The 16,865-nt window shown below is 56.9% G+C and carries 17 protein-coding genes and 1 pseudogene; 12 read left to right on the top strand and 6 right to left on the bottom strand.

Annotation, left to right across the window (positions count from 1 at the left end; translation table 11 throughout):
- Together H6G53_RS12320 and gcvH are read left to right on the top strand one after the other, a co-directional pair.
- The coding region (locus H6G53_RS12320; protein WP_199309229.1) for a transposase at positions 1–696 on the top strand (696 nt) is incomplete at its 5' end.
- A gap of 87 nt (positions 697–783) precedes the next feature.
- On the top strand, positions 784–1,176 hold the full coding sequence (gcvH, locus tag H6G53_RS12325; protein ID WP_190533341.1) for a glycine cleavage system protein GcvH: 393 nt from the start codon (positions 784–786) through the stop codon (positions 1,174–1,176).
- Between the two features lie 19 nt (positions 1,177–1,195).
- Here gcvH and H6G53_RS12330 read toward each other — a convergent pair whose 3' ends face one another.
- On the bottom strand, positions 1,196–2,494 hold the full coding sequence (locus H6G53_RS12330) for an FAD-dependent oxidoreductase (protein WP_190533344.1): 1,299 nt from the start codon (positions 2,492–2,494) through the stop codon (positions 1,196–1,198).
- Positions 2,495–2,837: 343 nt separating this feature from the next.
- Between H6G53_RS12330 and H6G53_RS12335 the strand changes: the two genes are divergently transcribed.
- The gene (locus H6G53_RS12335) at positions 2,838–3,500 is read left to right on the top strand and encodes a hypothetical protein (protein WP_190533347.1); all 663 of its coding nucleotides are present in this window, start codon (positions 2,838–2,840) and stop codon (positions 3,498–3,500) included.
- Between the two features lie 89 nt (positions 3,501–3,589).
- On the opposite strand, the gene H6G53_RS12340 is transcribed toward H6G53_RS12335, so the two are convergent.
- Positions 3,590–4,033, bottom strand: coding sequence for a hypothetical protein (locus H6G53_RS12340; RefSeq protein WP_099535123.1), 444 nt, complete (start codon positions 4,031–4,033; stop codon positions 3,590–3,592).
- A 157-nt stretch (positions 4,034–4,190) separates the two neighbouring features.
- Here H6G53_RS12340 and H6G53_RS12345 point away from each other — a divergent pair, with 157 nt between their 5' ends.
- The 4 genes and pseudogenes from H6G53_RS12345 (at position 4,191) to H6G53_RS19285 (ending at position 6,532) form a co-directional block, all read left to right on the top strand.
- Positions 4,191–4,550: a translation initiation factor gene (locus H6G53_RS12345; RefSeq protein WP_099535125.1), complete on the top strand. Its 360-nt coding sequence runs from the start codon at positions 4,191–4,193 to the stop codon at positions 4,548–4,550.
- Positions 4,551–4,725: 175 nt separating this feature from the next.
- A complete protein-coding gene (locus H6G53_RS12350; protein ID WP_190533350.1) occupies positions 4,726–5,442 on the top strand; it encodes an HAD family phosphatase in 717 nt (238 codons plus the stop codon).
- 106 nt (positions 5,443–5,548) lie between these two features.
- Positions 5,549–6,085 (top strand): annotated as a pseudogene (locus tag H6G53_RS19280) (HD domain-containing protein); the annotation flags it as partial.
- 12 nt (positions 6,086–6,097) lie between these two features.
- Positions 6,098–6,532, top strand: a complete 435-nt coding sequence (locus H6G53_RS19285; RefSeq protein WP_370567833.1) for a nucleoside 2-deoxyribosyltransferase — start codon at positions 6,098–6,100, stop codon at positions 6,530–6,532.
- Positions 6,533–6,540: 8 nt separating this feature from the next.
- On the opposite strand, the gene arsC is transcribed toward H6G53_RS19285, so the two are convergent.
- The 4 genes from arsC to H6G53_RS12375 all read right to left on the bottom strand — a co-directional run bounded on the left by arsC (position 6,541) and on the right by H6G53_RS12375 (position 9,307).
- Positions 6,541–6,936, bottom strand: a complete 396-nt coding sequence (arsC, locus tag H6G53_RS12360) for an arsenate reductase, glutathione/glutaredoxin type (protein ID WP_190533355.1) — start codon at positions 6,934–6,936, stop codon at positions 6,541–6,543.
- Between the two features lie 64 nt (positions 6,937–7,000).
- Complete coding sequence (arsB, locus tag H6G53_RS12365; RefSeq protein ID WP_190533539.1) at positions 7,001–8,140, bottom strand: ACR3 family arsenite efflux transporter; 1,140 nt, start codon at positions 8,138–8,140, stop codon at positions 7,001–7,003.
- Between the two features lie 187 nt (positions 8,141–8,327).
- Complete coding sequence (locus tag H6G53_RS12370) at positions 8,328–8,663, bottom strand: helix-turn-helix transcriptional regulator (RefSeq protein ID WP_190533358.1); 336 nt, start codon at positions 8,661–8,663, stop codon at positions 8,328–8,330.
- A 56-nt stretch (positions 8,664–8,719) separates the two neighbouring features.
- Positions 8,720–9,307 carry a Uma2 family endonuclease gene (locus H6G53_RS12375; RefSeq protein ID WP_190533361.1) on the bottom strand — a complete coding sequence of 196 codons (588 nt, stop codon included), beginning with the start codon at positions 9,305–9,307 and terminating at the stop codon, positions 8,720–8,722.
- Positions 9,308–9,492: 185 nt separating this feature from the next.
- Here H6G53_RS12375 and H6G53_RS12380 point away from each other — a divergent pair, with 185 nt between their 5' ends.
- From H6G53_RS12380 to H6G53_RS12400, 5 genes are all read left to right on the top strand, one after another.
- Positions 9,493–9,969 carry a MarR family winged helix-turn-helix transcriptional regulator gene (locus H6G53_RS12380; protein WP_099535137.1) on the top strand — a complete coding sequence of 159 codons (477 nt, stop codon included), beginning with the start codon at positions 9,493–9,495 and terminating at the stop codon, positions 9,967–9,969.
- 294 nt (positions 9,970–10,263) lie between these two features.
- Positions 10,264–11,649: an HlyD family secretion protein gene (locus H6G53_RS12385; RefSeq protein ID WP_190533363.1), complete on the top strand. Its 1,386-nt coding sequence runs from the start codon at positions 10,264–10,266 to the stop codon at positions 11,647–11,649.
- Positions 11,650–11,661: 12 nt separating this feature from the next.
- Positions 11,662–13,248, top strand: coding sequence for a DHA2 family efflux MFS transporter permease subunit (locus tag H6G53_RS12390; protein WP_190533367.1), 1,587 nt, complete (start codon positions 11,662–11,664; stop codon positions 13,246–13,248).
- 48 nt (positions 13,249–13,296) lie between these two features.
- Entirely contained in the window at positions 13,297–14,679 is a 1,383-nt protein-coding gene (locus tag H6G53_RS12395; RefSeq protein ID WP_190533369.1) for an ATP-binding protein, read from the top strand.
- 575 nt (positions 14,680–15,254) lie between these two features.
- Positions 15,255–16,838 (top strand): tetratricopeptide repeat protein, encoded by a 1,584-nt coding sequence (locus H6G53_RS12400; protein ID WP_190533372.1) that lies wholly within the window; start codon positions 15,255–15,257, stop codon positions 16,836–16,838.
- Positions 16,839–16,865: the final 27 nt, after the last annotated feature.

A 16,865-nucleotide genomic window follows, 5' to 3' on the forward strand; every position in this document is an offset into this window, starting at 1 on the left:
TTGACACTTGCCTATGGCGAGTATTACCTGATCACCTCAACAGAAGTGCAACCCATTCAGTCCGAAAACCAAGGGCGGGTGGTTGCCTTAGATCCCGGTGTCCGCACATTCATGACCTTCTTTGCTGAGTCATCCTATGGATGGATTGGCAATGACTCGAACTTGCTGATTCAAAAGCTGTGCTTCAAGCTGGATCGCCTGATTTCCAAAATCACCAAGGCTAAGTCAGCCCAGAAGCGCCGCTTCAAGAAAGCCGCCGATCGCCTACGTTCTAAGGTGCAACACCTGGTGAAAGAACTTCACCACAAAACCGCACGGTTTCTGACTGAAAACTTTGATGTGATCTTACTGCCCAGTTTTGAATCATCTCAAATGGTGAGCAAATCACGTCGAAAGATTAAGTCGAAAACCGTGCGGCAGATGTTGACCCTATCGCATTACCAGTTCAAGAAACATCTGGAATGGAAAGCTTGGGAGTTGGGCAAGATTGCCTTGACCGACATCAACGAAGCCTACACGTCCAAAACCGTTTCATGGACAGGTGAAATCGTCAAGATTGGCGGCTCTCGGATCATCAAGTCGAAAGTTGATGGGCGGTCAATGAATCGGGATCTCAATGGTGCTCGTGGGATTTTCCTGCGGGCATTGGTTGATACGCCTTGGTTGAGAGACCATCTCAACTTATGCATTTGTTAGCATCCGTTAGCAAAAAAGTATCGGTCGCAATTCACAGTTTTTAGTTTTTAGTTTTTAGTTCCAACAATCCCAAGGAATGGCAAAGCAATGGCTAACCACTTTCCCCATGATTTGAGATATAGCGACTCCCATGAGTATGTCCGGGTTGAAGGCGACGAGGCCACGATGGGGATCACGGATTTTGCAGCCGACCAACTGGGCGATGTGGTGTTTGTGGAACTGCCATCCGTAGGACAAAGGGTTGAGGCCGGTGACTCGGTGGGGTCGATCGAGTCCGTGAAGGCCGTCAGCGAGCTATATGCCATGGTGTCCGGGGAAGTGGTGGCAACCAATAACGAGATGGATAGTTCTCCAGAGTTGGTGAATGAGGATCCCTATGGGGATGGATGGCTGGTGAAAATTCGGATGAGCAATCCGCAGGAACTGGATCGAGCAATGACGGCGGATACCTACTCCAGATTGGTATCTGGGCAAGAGTAGGGGCCGTTACGAGGACTCGTTACTGGCGGGAGCGAGCGGCGATCAGGGCCTGTTGAGCGGTGCGCCGCAGCAGGTCGATCGCCGGGGACTCGGTGGCGGGCAGGTGGGCCAGATCGGCAATGGTTCCCGATCGGGCAATCAGGGCGGCGACGGTGCTGATCGCTTCGATCGCCCCCGCCGCGAGTAACAGCGCCCCTTGCAATTGGCCCTGGCGATCGTGCTGGATTTGGCAACGACCGGCCGCTAGGGCCAAGGCCGCGCTGCGCAGTTCTGGCCCTTCGCCACCGCCCACCACCGCCAAGGGCAGCGGCCCCCGCACGGCCCAAGGCTGCTGTTCATAGCGGATGCAATGGGGGCGTTGGATTGGGGTTTGCAGGCTGTTACGGATGATCAATTGGGCTTCGGTGGCGGCGATCGCCCCAATCGGGTGGCCTCCCAGCAGGGCCCCGCAGCCATATAGTTCTGGCGCGAGGGGCAATTGCAACCGGTCATTGGCGGGCCAATCGCCAATCCCGATCGCCCGGGAACAAAGCCGCTCAAACCCCTTGGGCAAGAGAGCTTGATAGTTACCGTCCGTGAGCAAGCAATCCACTTCCCGGGCCCGATCGCCAACTTGAATCCAGGTTTGTCCCTCCAACACTTTGCACTGTTGGGGGGCAGCCCGCAAAATCACCTCGATCGCCTGGGCTTCCAGTTCCGCTTGCAACCATTCGGCCGCGGCCACCGGTAACCCTCCCAAGACCCGATCGCCCGCCGCCGCCAAGGTCACTTGGGCCCCCAATCCCCGGAGTACCTGGGCCAGTTCGATCGCCATGGGACTGTCGGCGGTGACCAACCAGCGCTCGCCGGGCCGCACCCCCCGATGGGCCAATTGGGCGATCGTGTCCGGAGTGTAGGCCGTCACGGGGGCCTGCTCTGTCCACAGGGGCACGGTCGATCGGCCCGGCAACGCCAACAGACAACGCCGCCCCGCCAACAGGCGATCGCCCAATTGCACCCGCCACTGGTTCCGGTGTCGCATCAGTAACCCATCGCCCACCAGGCAGTCCACCCCACCCGCCGCCAAGGCAGCCCGTTGATCGCCCCAGAGGCGATCGTGCCATTGGGCCTGGCGTTGCAGCGATCGCCAATCAATCGTCCCGGCCGCCAGGGCCGCCCCTTGACTCACCAGCAACTCAGCCCAAGGGCGCGTTTCCGGTTCCAACGGCTCAATCAGCGCCACCCGCAACCCCGATCGGGTCGCCTGTTGGGCCGCCAGCCGTCCGGCCGCGGTTCCGCCCAAAATGATCCAATCGTGTTGTTCGTAGCAGGCTGCCATAGGGGGTTAAGGAACGACTGTGCCAAGGACGTGGGCCGATGATGATGTCAAGGATGCAAAAGGATGCGATCGCCCAGGATGATGCATTCAAAACTTGTTTGAGCTTTTGTCTGGGCTTTTATTTGGGCTTTTGTCTGGGCTTTTATTTGGGCTACTGACTACGCTACCAATTGAGCGACTGACTAAGCTACCGATGATTTGCTCAGGGATTCGCCAACAATGGGATGCGCATCATAGGCTATATGAGAACACATCCTTAGCCTTTTTTTGGCGGCTCCCGACTGTCTAATTTTCCCATCTATCTATTTCCATTCAATCTCAGCAAAGACTTTGGAGAGGTTTCATGCCCTGGAAATCTGCCCCCTACGAATCAGTTCGGAAAGCCATGAATCCCGGCGATATTGTTGCGTTTTCGAGCAATGTGGGATTTTCATCGCTGATTAAGATGGCCACGCGATCGAACATCACCCACATTGGCATTGTTTTTCAAACCAAACTCTTTATCTATGGAGAGGCCCAAGAGGGATTCTTTAATCAGGTGATGGAGTCCACCGTGGCCAGCGGGACGAGGGCCGGGGTAATTGCCAATCGGTTGAGCGATCGGGTGAAGTTTTATCCAGGAGATATGTGGTGGTTGCCCCTCAGACAGGACGTGCGCGATCGCATGGATTTGCGAGCTTTTTATAATTTTCTGCTCCATCATGAGCACCGTTCCTATGACATTGCCCAGGCAATTCGCTCCGCCTTTGATTTGCCCAGCAATTTACCGATTCCTGGGAAATTAACCCGTAATGCGGAAGATTTTTCACGGTTCTTCTGTTCAGAATTGGCGGCGGCGGCCCTGGAAGCCAGCGGGGCGATCGGGTCGATTAATGCTTCGGAAGTGACCCCGATCGACCTTTGTATGTTCTCAATCTACGAAGATGATTATTATCAGTTGAAGGGGCAAAAGAAACTGATCAGTGGCTATAACACCCTGAATCCTAATGGTTGGGGACAGGAGTAAGGTAATTTACGCTCGTAATTTACTCGTGTCTCCCTGTTCGACTGGCTGCACCTGAGTTGGCGCGAGCGTATTACTCGATCGCGCAATACTTAGGCAGCCGAATCGCTGCTTGATCGCCCGTTGAACAGTTCCAACACCTCGCGGCAGTAATGCTTAATTCGATCGGCCGGTTCGGCGCGGGGTTGGCTGTCGCCCTCAAACTGCCAGGCCTCGATCGTGGAGAAGCGCCACTGTTGCCCCCGATGGTCGTAGCCCGCCACCTCCACACCGATCGCCCGTTGGGTGTCTTCCACCGGATCCGCAAAAAAGCGCACTTGCACCAGCAAACTGCGGCAGGCACAGGCGCGGCTGTAGCCCGGGAAGTGAAACCCAATGTCGATCGAGTCTGGATCAACGGTGGCGCGGGTTTCTGCATCATTGAGCCAAGGTTTCAGATCCACGCGCACATCGGGAAAAGCGATGCGAAACAAATTCACCGCAGCCGCGATTTGGCTGGCTAGGGCGATCGAGTGGGCACGTTCGGCGGCGTTCACGCAACTCCTCCGGGCGAAACGGGCGATCGGCCTGCGGGCCAGGGCCGGCGGCGGGGCAATGGCGCTAAACCCCGACTCAGGGCCATGAAACCCGCATGGATTAACGTCGTTTCATCATAATGTACGAATCCCAACTGCAAAGGAATGGTTGCTACCAATGCCGAGTCCTCGCCGTGCTGCTGACGATCGCCCCGATCGCCGTGTGGTCTATTCGGAATTTGGCGATGCGGTTAATCCAGACGCGATCGCTCGGGCGGTTCCTGACCTGCCGCCCAATCAACAAAACCTGAAAGTGCAACTGTCCCGCAAAGGCCGCGGCGGCAAAACCGTCACGGTCATCAGTGGTTTTCAGCACAAGCCCGAGACGCTACAAGCCCTGCTGAAAACCCTGAAAAACCGCTGTGGAACCGGCGGCACAGTCAAGGACAACAATTTGGAAATTCAAGGAGATTATGCCGATCGGCTGGTGGCGTTGCTGGTGGAACAGGGCTATAAAGCCAAGCGCAGTGGTGGATAAATTGGCTTGAATTGATTGCTTGAATCAATCGGCTTGAATCAATCAACTTGGATTAATCAACTTGGATTAATTGACCGGAGTAAATCAATCGGCTTGAATTAATCGGCCTGAATTAATTGGCTTGAATTAATCGGCTTGAATCATACGCCCTTTCCCTTCGCCCCTCGCCCTTGCCATGTTGTCCGCTGATTCGTTGCCCAATTCCTTCGGCTTGCTATTCGATTTGGATGGCACTTTAACTGAAACCAATCCCTTGCATTACCGAGCTTGGGAACTGGTTTTGGCGGAAGTGGGCTATGACCTCACGCCCACGATTTATGAACAGGTCATCAGTGGCCGAACCAATGCCCAAATTGTGGTGGATTTGTTGCCCAGCTATTCCGTGGCGGAGGGAGCAGCCCTGAGCGATCGCAAGGAAGCGCTGTTTCGGCAGTTGGCCCCCGACTTGGAACCGGTGCTGGGGTTGCCTTTGCTGCTGAAAGCCCTGGAGCCTTGCCATCTGCCGATGGCGGTGGTGACCAATGCGCCCAAGGACAATGCGATCCACATGCTGACAGCCTTGGGGCTGCGGGAACGGTTCGCAACGGTGGTGCTGGCGGAGGAAGCGCCCCCCGGCAAACCGGATCCCGCACCCTACCGGTTGGGGTTGGAACGGTTGAACCTGGCTGCCAGTGGGGCGATCGCCTTTGAGGATTCACCCCCCGGAGTGCGATCGGCGGTGGCGGCGGGGATTTTCACCGTGGGTCTGAGCACCACCCACGCGCCCGAGGAACTGACCCAAGCCGGGGCCTCGTTGGTGATTGAAAACTTTACCGATCGACGGCTTTGGCAACTGTTGCGATCGCGCTTGGGAGATGAGGCGATCCCGCTTTCGGCTGCATCCACCGTTTAACCCCAATCTCCCTTACCGTTGCGCAACCCTCAGCCCTATGGATCCTCAGCCGATCACTGAATTGGGAAGCCATCGCCCGATCGATTTCCCCAACGGTTTGCCCCAACTGGATTTGTTAGCGCGGGCCTTGGCCTTTGCGGCCACAAAGCATCGACACCAACGGCGCAAGGATCGAGCGCGATCGCCCTATATCAATCACCCGATCGCCCTGCTGCGGGTGCTGGTGCATGAGGCCCAAATTACGGATCCTCAAGTGTTGGCGGCGGCCCTGCTCCACGACACGATCGAGGACACAGACACCACCGCTGCCGAATTGGTCACCCACTTTGGCCCCGAAATTGCCGCCCTGGTGCAAGAGGTGACGGACGATAAGCGATTGCCCAAGGCCGAGCGCAAGCAGTTGCAAATTGACCATGCGCCCACCTTGAGCGATCGAGCCAAGTTGGTGAAATTGGCGGACAAAATTTGCAATTTGCGAGATGTGGATCAGTCGCCCCCGGAGCGCTGGTCGATCGCCCGTCGCCAGGCCTATTTCGACTGGGCTGAACAGGTGGTGACTGCCTTGGGGCCAATGCCGCCGGCCCTGATGGAACCGTTTCGCGCCATTTTGCAAACCGGCCGCGCCCATTTGGCCGCCCCAGCGGCCGATCGCCCCTTGCGGCTTTATTGGGCTGGGCCGCTGTTTTCCTTGGGAGAACGTTGGCTGAATCAAACCTTGGCCGAGGAACTGCAAACCTTGGGCTATCCAGTCTTTTTGCCCCAGGCGGCATGTGCGGGCCTCAGTGATCCGCAGGCGATTTTTGAACGCTGTCGATCGGGGCTGGATCAGGCAAACGCCGTGATTGCCGTGTTGGATGGGGCCGATGCGGACTCGGGAACCTGTTGGGAATGTGGCTATGCGTTTGCGCGTCAGTTACCGATCGTGGCGCTGCGCACGGATTTTCGCGGTTCTGGTGATGCGGGCGGCTTCAACGCCATGCTGCTGGGAACGGCCCGATCAGTCATTGCGCTCACGGATCCGGCCGCCGACTTGCCCACGGTGCGATCGCGCTTGGTGGCGGCGGTTGAAGCCTTAGTGCCGCTGAATTAAGGGTTGATTTAACTGATCTGATCGATCAAGGCCGTGACGCGATCGCGAATTTCGTCGCGCACCCGCCGAAACACCTCGATCGGCTGGCCATCGGGATCGTCCAGTTGCCAATCCTCAAACCGTTCCCGCAGCACCCAGGCTTCCGGCAAATTCACCCCGCAGCCACAGAGGGAAATCACGCCGTCGAAGTCTTCGGGGGCAAATTCGGCCAGGGCGTTGGAGGTTTGGTCGCTGATCTCAATTCCCGCTTCCGCCATCACCGCGATCGCCGTGGGATGCACCCGGCTGGCTTCCAGACCGGAACTCACCACCCGAATTGTGCCCGCTCCCAGGGTTTTCGCCCAGCCTTCCGCCATCTGCGATCGGCAAGAATTGCGCCGACAAACAAACATCACCGATTTCATAAAGTCCTCCTGTAGGGGCGCAACGCTTGCACCCTTGGCTTGCGCCCTTGGCCTGGGCAGAAATCTAAAATCCGACGCAACGCGGATCGAGCAACGTGGCCTTTTCGGGCGATCGGGGGAACCAGTGGGCCGTGCGCCGACAGCATTCCACCAGCAACAACATCACCGGCACTTCGATCAACACGCCCACCACCGTCGCCAGGGCCGCCCCCGAGTTCAAACCAAACAACATCACCGCCGTGGCGATCGCCACTTCAAAATGATTGCTCGCACCGATTAAAGCCGCCGGGGCCGCATCTTCATAGACTAATTTCAGGGGTTTCGCTAAGGCATAGGTAATCCCAAAAATCGTCAGCGTTTGAATCAGTAACGGCACGGCAATTAGGAAAATATGCAGCGGATTATTCACGATTAGCTCTCCCTTAAAGGCAAAGAGCAAAATCAGGGTTAATAACAATGCTGAAGTGGCGATCGGGCTGAGGTAGTGCAAAAATTTTTGCTCAAACCAATCAGCTCCCTTGTATTTAAAAATCCAGTGGCGTGTGTAGATTCCCGCTGCCAAGGGTAAGCCCACATAGATCAACACGGACAGGGCGATCGTGGCCCAAGGAACCGCCAAATCATTGGCCGCCAACAGCCACCGTCCCAAAGGCGCATAGAGCAGCAGCATGGTCAGCGAATTCACCGCCACCATCACCAAGGTGTGGCCCTGATTGCCATAGCAGAGATAGCCCCACATCAACACCATGGCCGTGCAGGGCGCAATACCTAACAAAATTGCCCCGGCAATGTAGGAATCTGCTAGGGCGATGGATGTGCCACGCAATAGCTCGGAACCTTGGATCAGTGGGCGGAACCAATGGCCTAAAAATAGTTGAGCAATCGCGATCATCGTGAAGGGCTTAATCCCCCAATTCACCACCAGGGTCAGCAACACCGGCTTGGGCGATCGCATGGCCCGTTTAGCCTGGGTGAAATCGATTTTCACCATGATCGGATACATCATGAAAAACAGGCAGACCGCGATCGGGATTGACACCTGATGCACCGTCCAGGCATCCAGGGCGATCGCCACATCGGGAAACAACCGCCCCAACAGAATGCCGACCCCGATGCAGACCAGCACCCAAACGGTCAGATAGCGTTCAAAAAAACTGAGTTGGCCGCCCACATTCGGGGCCTTGGCACTGGGATTGATGGTCATAACACCTCGCGATCGGGCAATGCGCACCGATTTCCCCCGATCGCCTCCATTGTGCCAGGAATAGTTCAAAAAAAATTGATGAATTCAAAAAAAATTGATTTGAAAATCTCCAGCTACCCAACCGAAGGGGCAAGGGGTTTAAACCCCTTGTCTGTGGGCACGGCCGGTCTGTGGGCGCGGCGAATCGCTAGGAACAGCAGGCGCGATCGCCCCCGGTAACCCAGCCCGCCAAACTCGCCAAATATTGCTCTAAACGCTCAAATCCCATCGAATTCAGCCGGTAATAGTTCCAGCGGCCGTCTTGGCGCACTTCAATCAAGCCTGCTTCCCGGAGCACCTTCAGGTGAAACGACAGCTTTGATTGACTAACCCCCAGCAGCTCGCAGAGGTCGCACACGCACAACTCACCCTGACGCAAATGTTCGATCGCCCCCAACCGAATCGGATCGCCCAGGGCATGGAACCCCGCCAGCAGGGTTGCTCGCTCCACCGTTTCCGCCCGTTCGATCGATTTCAGTGCCATTTTGAGGTTCCTTGGCCGCGCTCTTGCCCAGCCTAACGCCCCTTGGCCCAGGTTGCTCAAGAGTCCGAGGCGATCGGCAGCAAGTCCGCCAGGGGCCAAACGCAATCGGGAAAGGCGATCGGGGCGATCACTTGGGTGCGATCGAGCTGCATAACCAACCCATAGCCCGCCGAATTGGGATTGCGAAACACCCAGAGCCGATCGCCCGGCAAATCTAGCACCCAATAATCCGCCAAACCCGCTTGGGCATAGGCGCGGGCCTTGGTTTGGGTGTCGTAGGCGAGGGTGCTGTCCGCCACCTCAATCAGCCAATGAATTTCCGCTGGGGTTGGGTGATGGTCGGCATAGTCGAGGGGATGGGGCCGGACGATCGCCAGGTCGGGTTCGGGTTGGGATTGGTCATTCAGGGCGATCGGGTCTTGCAGCCGAATCAGCACCGTTTCGCCCAATCGCCGACCCAGCAGCCGCGCCAAACGACTCACAGCAGCGGCATGGCGGGTTCCCTTAGCAGCCATTTGAATCAGTTGACCATTCAGCAATTCAATATGTTCTTCGGGGCCAAAACAACCCTGATCAATCAGGCATTGATAGTCACGAACTTGCAGCGGTCGCAGGGTCAAGGGTTCAGCAAGGATCGGCGGCATAGGACAGGGCTATCGATCGGCTCGATCGGATTGTAGCCAAGGCTTAGGGGCGATCGGGGACGATCAGTTCTGATCTCCGCGCCTCATCATGGCCCGAATGCCCAACAGTGCTCAGGTCATACTCCAAATTTTATTTCGTGCTTAAATAGTTAGTACACGAAATAAATCACGCTTGCAGTTTTCCCATGAACGCCACCGCTCGATCGCCCCGTTCCGCTGCGCCTTGGCAGGAAATTTTGGCCCCCCATGGCTTGGGCTATCGGATTCGGCTGCTGTCGCAACTGATGGGACGGCGGTTTCAGGAGCTACTGGAGCCGCACGGTCTCACGCCGTTTCACTGGGTCGTGCTCTGTTGCCTGTGGGAACAGGACGGGCTAGCCACCTGCGCGATCGGCGATCGGCTGCGGCAGGTGGGCGGCACAATGACCGGCGCACTCGATCGCATGGAGGAGCGCGGCCTGATTCGCCGGGAGCGCGACTGCCACGATCGGCGCGTGTGGCGGATTTGGCTGACGGATTTGGGCTGGCAACTGTGGGAAATTTTGCCGCCGATCGCCATGCAGTTGCGCGAGGAAACCCTCCAGGGATTTTCAGATCAGGATCGTCAACTCATGTCCCGTTTGGTCGATCAGGCGATCGCCAATTTGATTCCACCCCCCTAAAGCCCTGGGTCAGAGAGTTAGTAGGGTGGGCCATGCCCACCACCCCCTAACCAAGACAGCATCGATCCTCCAAGCCATGATTACCCTCGCGCAAGCGGCGATCGGATGCGTTGATCGAGGTTATAGGTGGGCAATGCCCTACAAGTTACAAGCTCACTCACCACCACCCTCAAACCAGCCTTCAAGCGCCCCAATAGTACGCACACGAAATAAAAATACCCGTAATAGTTGGTCATCTCGCCCTTGAGCATTGGCCCCCGTTACGCCCAAACCCTTAGTCAGAGGTCAGGACTCGTGAAACCCCAGTTGATCAGCAAAGTCGATCGCAACGGCACCAAGCCGCCCGCAACGGCCACCGTGCTGGCCCCAGATCCAGAACCGATCGCCCCACCCGAGAGCACTGAGCCGATCGAGCCAGCAAGCGCCGCCCCCCCGATCGCGCCGCCCACCGCCGCCAAGCGCCGCCCGTACAAACTGGCGATCGCCTTGGTGCTGGTGGCCGCTGGGGCGATCGCCGGGGGCCGCTGGGCTTGGCAGTTTTGGCAATACGCCTCCACCCACGAGGAAACGGACAACGCCCAGGTGGCGGGTCATCTTTATCAAGTGGCCAGCCGCGTGCCGGGCACAGTCACGGCCGTGGCGATCGAGGAAAACCAGCATGTGACGGCGGGGTCAGTGTTGGTGCGCCTCGATCCAACGGACTACCAAGTGAAAGTGCAGCAATCCCAGGCGGCCTTGGTGGCGGCGCAACAGGATGCCCGGGCGGCCCAATCCTCGATCGCCCTGGCCGGAGCCAACACCGCCGCCCAACTGACCACGGCCAGCGGTGATCTAAACGATGCCACCGCTGCGATCGCCAATGCTGAAGCGGCCTTGAACGAAGCCACCGCAGGCGTACCCGTGGCGCGGGCGAATTTGGCCCAAGCTCAGGCGGCCTTGACCAAAGCCAAGGCGGACTACGATCGCTACAATGCGCTCTACCAAGACGGGGCGATCGCTGCCCAGCAACGGGATGCCGCCAAGGCCGCCTACGATGTGGCCCTGGCCCAAACCGCCGCCGCCCGCCAACAGGTGCAACAGGCGATCGCCCGAGTGGCCCAGGCCCGCCAAGGGGTCGATCGGGCCAAGGCCACCCGCCAATCGCGCCAGGGCGATCTGCAACAGGCCCGCGCCACCGGCAACCAAACCCAGGTCAACCGCGATCGCTACGCCGCCGCCACGGCCCAAATTGCCCGCCAGGCCGCCGACCTACGGGCCGCCCAGTTGCAGTTGTCCTACACCACGATCGCCGCTCCCGTCAGCGGCCGGATTGGCCGCAAATCCGTGGAAGTGGGCGCACAGGTGCAGGCGGGTCAACCGCTGATGGCGATCGTCGGCGATCAGCTTTGGATCGAAGCCAACTTTAAGGAAACCCAAGTACAGCGGATGCACCCCGGCGAAGCGGTCGAGATTCGGCTCGATGCCTTTCCCGATCGCCCGTTCCGCGGCCATGTGGAAAGCTTGGCCCCCGCCTCCGGCGCGCAATTTGCCCTGCTGCCCCCGGACAATGCCACGGGCAACTTCACCAAAGTGGTGCAGCGGATTCCCGTGCGGATTGCGATCGACCCCGACAGTTTGCGCGGCTACGAAGCCCAAGTCACGCCGGGGATGTCCGCCAATGTCAGCGTGGCGGTGCGCTAGGAGCCAGGCCCCATGAGCGCTACATCTAATCCCACGATCGCCCCGACCTATCCCACCGGCTGGCTGAAGTGGGCGATCGCCGCCACCGCTTCCCTGGGCGCAATCCTGGAAGTGATCGACACCAGCATTGTCAACGTCGCCCTCACGGATATCCAATCCAGCGTCGGAGCCACCCTCAGCGAAATCGGCTGGGTCGTCACGGGCTACGCGATCGCCAACGTGATCGTGATTCCCCTAACGGCTTGGCTGGGCGAAACCTTTGGCCAAAAGCGCTATTTTGTCCTTTCCTTGGCCGGCTTCACGATCGCCTCCATCCTCTGTGGCCTGGCCGGTAGTTTGCCCGAGCTGGTGGCCGCCCGCATCTTGCAAGGGTTGCTGGGCGGCGGCTTGCTGGCCAAGGCCCAATCGATTTTGTTTCAGAGCTTTCCGCCCGCCGAGCAGGGGTTGGCCCAAGCGGTTTTCGGAGTCGGCGTGATTACGGGCCCAGCGATCGGGCCGACCCTCGGCGGCTACCTGACCGATAACCTCGGGTGGCGCTGGATCTTTTTCATCAATATTCCCTTCGGCATCGCGGCGGTGGCGATGGCCCTGCTGTTTTTGCCCGCCGATCGCCCGCGCGATCGCTCCGGCCCAAGGCGATCGGTTGATTGGTGGGGCATTGGCCTGCTGACGATCGCCGTCGGCAGCCTGCAAACCTTCCTAGAAGAGGGCGAGCAGGACAACTGGTTTGAGTCCCCGACGATCGTGGCCCTAGCGATCGCCGCGATCGTGGGGTTGGGGCTGTTTATTTGGCGGGAGCTGACCGTGCGCCACCCGGCCGTGGATTTGCGCGTGTTGCGCCATCGATCGCTCGCGGCGGGCAGCATCTATTCCGCCGTGGTGGGCATGGGTCTCTATGGAACCTTGTTCGCCGTGCCGATTTTTGCCCAGAGCGTGTTGCACTACACCGCCCAGCAAACGGGCCTGTTGCTGCTGCCGGGGGCGCTGGCCTCCGCCGCCACGATGCTCATGCTGGGAAAAGTGAGCAGCTTGATCGATCCCCGCTGGGCGATCGCGGCGGGCAGCGTCATGACCAGCCTCGTGATGTTTTCCCTGGCGACCCTCAACCCCGACTCCAGCAGCGATTCACTCTTTTATCCGCTAATTTTTCGGGGCGTGGGCACGGTGATGATGTTTTTGCCCCTCAGCTTGGCGACTCTCGGCTCGTTGCCCCCGGCTGATATTCCCGCCGGGTCGGGGTTTTATAACCTGACGCGGCAACTGGGTGGCAGCATTGGCATCGCGATTTTGACGACGCTGCTCGATCGCCGCAATGCCTTTCACCGCAGCGTGTTGAGCGAGCACCTGAGTGTTTATAGCCCCGAAACCCAAGCACGACTCGATGCCCTGACCAGCGCGTTTCAGAGTCGTGGCGTTGATCCGACGACGGCTCACCAACAGGCGATCGCCTCGCTGGATGGTCTCTTGAGTTTGCAATCGTCGATTCTGTCGTTTAGCGATACGTTTTGGGTGGTGGGGATGGCGTTTTTGGCTTCGTTGCCGCTGTTGTTGTTGCTGGGCAAGGGTCGCAAGGGCCAAGCACCGAGCGGAGGGCACTAGGGGCGATCGGCTTGGCTACAATCAAACCAAGCAATTCCCGGTCAGACCATGCCGCTTGATCCTGATACCACTGAAGCGTTCATCGATGCCCTCTATGTGGCGTTCGATCCCTTGAAGCCGCTGCCGCCGAGCGATCCGCGCTATGTCAACTGTGATGAGGTGCGCGGTGGGTCTGATGTGCTGAAATTGGCCAAGCCGATCAAGCGGTTGTCATCGGAGCGGGTGACTTGTCAGCTCTATACGGGGCATCGGGGGGCAGGGAAATCCACCGAGCTATTGCGCCTCGAAGAAGACCTGAAAAAAAAGGGCTTTACGGTTGTCTATTTGACCGCAGATCAAGATGATATTGATCCCCAGGATGCGGAATACATTGATATTTTGCTGGCTTGTACGCGCCGTTTAATTGAAGCATTTCGCGATTCTGACAAGGCAAAACCTGTATTGGATTGGTTGCGTGAGCGCTGGGAAGATCTTAAGGACTTAGCTCAGACTCCAATCAGTTTTGAAGGCTTGTCTATTGAGCAGCAGTTCAGTGCCTTCAGCAAGCTGACAGCTAACCTCAAGGCCGAGCCATCGTTGCGATTCAAAATTCGCAATCGAATTAATCCCCACTCAGTGACGCTCGTTGAAGCACTGAACAAATATATTGAGCGCATCCAAGAAGCCTTAGCCGGTGGCGATCGCCGGTTGGTGTTGATTGTGGATAACTTGGATCGAATTGTGCCCAAGATTCAAGAAGATGGGCGATCGAACCATGAAGATATCTTTATTGATCGGGGCGAGCAACTAACCAAGCTGGCTTGTCATACGGTCTACACGGTTCCGATTTCGCTAGTTTGTTCACAACACTGTAATCGGCTGGACGATATTTATCAAACCTGTGAAATATTGCCGATGATTGCAGCCAAAAACCAGGAAGGTGATTGGGATGAACCTGGCTTGAAAACGTTGGCAACAGTCATCCAAAAACGGGTTGCTGTAACGGCGGACGAAGTTGCTCAAGAATTGGGAAAAACGTTGCCACCACTCAGCTTGGAAGGGGATATTTTTGACCGTAAGGAAACCTTGGTGCAACTGTGTTATTACAGCGGTGGTCATACCAGAACCTTAATGCGGTTGATGCAACGATCGCTTGATGAGGTTGATCGCTTGCCGCTGAGTCCCAAGGCGGTGCAAGTAGCGATGACGGCGGAGCGCGAAACCCTGCGCCGAACGGTGAATGCGGATCAGTGGGCGATTTTGGCGGAGGTTGACCGTACCAAGAATATTGAAAACAATCCGACCTACCGTACGTTGGTGTTTTCTCGGTGCATTTTGGAGTTTCGGGATGAGCGGGGGCAAGCTTGGTATGACGTGCATCCGCTGATCCGCGGTTTGGCAGAATTTAAGCAAGCTACTGAGCAAGCTAAAGAATCCGCTGAGGTGGCGTAATGGGTGTGCGTCGGTGGCTCAAGGATCGAATACGGCGAGGATGGCGACGATTATTTGCGTCGTCTCCGGCTGTGGTGGCTCCGATAGCTACAGCGCCACCGCCTGAAGTAGCGCCCACCAGCGAGGAATCACCCTCAGCTCCAGAAACTGATTGGGATTTGAGCGTTCCTATCGATCCGGGGCAACAGTTTCAGGCTTTGATGCGCGGGTTGCGGCGACGAAAAGGCTTTGGGCTATTTTTTGTGCGCTGTGCTGGGGTTGTGGCTGATGAGCTACATGGCCAGATTCAGGGATCGCTGCCTGATAAGCAAATTGGTTTGTTGGAACTGGCAGGCGAGGAGCCTGACCTGTTGGCGCGGGTGTTGACCATCTCCAATTTGTCGGAGTTGGATGTGGTTGTGGTGCGAGGGATTGAAAAATCTTTGAGTGGTCATCTCAAACCGGGCTATGGCGGCGAGGGAGCTTACTACAGTTTAGAAACCGTGCCCCCTATTTTGGGTTCGCTGAACTTGCAGCGGGAGCGGTTTCGGGAGCGTCTGTCCTGTGCTTTGGTGTTTGCGGTTGAGCCTTGGGCGTTGAAGTTTTTTATTCGCCGAGCTGCTGATTTCTTTGACTGGCACTCGGGGGTTTATGAGCTGACTGATGATCAACAAACACTCGATACCAGAGCGCAGCAACTTTCCATTGAAGGAGACTACAACAAGTTTTTGAGTTGGTCGCCTGAGCAGCAGATCGAATATATGACTCAACTGGAAAACTTGCTAGAAGAACCTAGTTTGGCTCAGTCGCGCCGTATTAATTTGCTCTTTAAGCTAGGCAATTTGTCCTTGGCAGCCAATTATCTTGATATTGCGGTTGGAGCCTATGACCAGGCAGTGGAAATTGAACCGAATTTCTATGAAGCTTGGAATAATCGGGGGATTGCGCTCCTGAAGCTTGAACGCTATGAAGCGGCGATCGGTAGCTACAATCGGGCGGTCAAAATCAAACCCGACTACCACGATGCTTGGAATAACCGTGGCAATGCCTTAGGCCGGCTCGAACGCTATGAAGAGGCGATATCGAGCTATCAAGAAGCACTAACAATCAAGCCTGATTTTTATGAGGCTTGGAATAATATGGGTTGGGCGCTGGGCAACCTGGGGCGATATGACGCGGCGGTTGCTAGTTATGATCGAGCGCTGGCGATCAAACCTGACTATCAAGAAGCTCAAAATAGTCGTCGCTGGGCGCTGGGAAATTTGGGCAGGCTTGATGCAACTTCTGGTAGCTATGAATCGGCGCTGCCATTTGCCCCCAACTCATCCCAATCCAATCAACCCACTGAAACGAAGAAAGCTTTACCACCTGGTAACCTAAGCCGACCCATCAGCAACCTTGGGCAACAAACTCCAACACTCGACCCCTACGATCAGGCGATTTCCCTTGGTCTTGATGATCACGAGCTTTGGTTTAAGCGAGGCGTTGTGCTGTTTAATCGCGGGTGGTATGGAGAGGTGCTTGCTAGTTTTGATAAAGCCCTACAATTCAAACCTGATAAACACGAAGCTTGGTACAACCGAGGCGTTGTGCTGTTTAATCTCGGGCGGCATGAAGAGGCACTCGCCAGTTTTGACAAAGCCCTACAATTCAAACCTGATAAACACGAAGCTTGGTATAACCGAGGCACTACACTGGGAAGACTCAAGCGGTATGAAGAGGCGATCTCCAGCTTTGACAAAGCCCTCCAATTCAAACCTGACAAACACGAAGCTTGGTACAACCGAGGCAATGCGCTGAAGGATCTCGGGCAGTACGAAGAGGCGATCTCCAGTTTTGACAAAGCTCTCCAATTCAAACCCGACCAACACGAAGCCTGGTACAACCGAGGCAATGTGCTGAAGGATCTCGGGCGGCATGAAGAGGCGATCCCCAGTTTTGACAAAGCTCTCCAATTCAAACCTGGTTTGCATGAAGCCTGGCACAATCGAGGTACTTCGCTGTTCAATCTTGGGCAATATGAAGAGGCGCTGGCCAGTTTTGACAAAGCCCTCCAATTCAAACCTGACAAACACAAAGCCTGGTATGCCCGAGGCCTTGTACTGCAGAGTCTCCAGCGGTATGAAGAGGCGATCGATAGCTACGGCCAAGCTCTCGAATTCATCGTGCCCACGCTCTGAGTGGGCACGCCCTCCCCGACGCTCTGC

This window comes from Limnothrix sp. FACHB-406 (assembly GCF_014698235.1).
In the GTDB taxonomy this organism is placed as follows: Bacteria; Cyanobacteriota; Cyanobacteriia; order CACIAM-69d; family CACIAM-69d; genus CACIAM-69d.

Coding starts and splice junctions, on each gene's coding strand:
- H6G53_RS12350 (WP_190533350.1), top strand. CDS start 4,726: ATGTTGTCCGCTGATTCGTTGCCCAATTCCTTCGGCTTGCTATTCGAT.
- H6G53_RS12370 (WP_190533358.1), bottom strand. CDS start 8,663: ATGGCACTGAAATCGATCGAACGGGCGGAAACGGTGGAGCGAGCAACC.
- H6G53_RS12375 (WP_190533361.1), bottom strand. CDS start 9,307: ATGCCGCCGATCCTTGCTGAACCCTTGACCCTGCGACCGCTGCAAGTT.
- arsC (WP_190533355.1), bottom strand. CDS start 6,936: ATGAAATCGGTGATGTTTGTTTGTCGGCGCAATTCTTGCCGATCGCAG.
- H6G53_RS12330 (WP_190533344.1), bottom strand. CDS start 2,494: ATGGCAGCCTGCTACGAACAACACGATTGGATCATTTTGGGCGGAACC.
- H6G53_RS12395 (WP_190533369.1), top strand. CDS start 13,297: ATGCCGCTTGATCCTGATACCACTGAAGCGTTCATCGATGCCCTCTAT.
- gcvH (WP_190533341.1), top strand. CDS start 784: ATGGCTAACCACTTTCCCCATGATTTGAGATATAGCGACTCCCATGAG.
- H6G53_RS12335 (WP_190533347.1), top strand. CDS start 2,838: ATGCCCTGGAAATCTGCCCCCTACGAATCAGTTCGGAAAGCCATGAAT.
- arsB (WP_190533539.1), bottom strand. CDS start 8,140: ATGACCATCAATCCCAGTGCCAAGGCCCCGAATGTGGGCGGCCAACTC.
- H6G53_RS12345 (WP_099535125.1), top strand. CDS start 4,191: ATGCCGAGTCCTCGCCGTGCTGCTGACGATCGCCCCGATCGCCGTGTG.
- H6G53_RS12380 (WP_099535137.1), top strand. CDS start 9,493: ATGAACGCCACCGCTCGATCGCCCCGTTCCGCTGCGCCTTGGCAGGAA.
- H6G53_RS12390 (WP_190533367.1), top strand. CDS start 11,662: ATGAGCGCTACATCTAATCCCACGATCGCCCCGACCTATCCCACCGGC.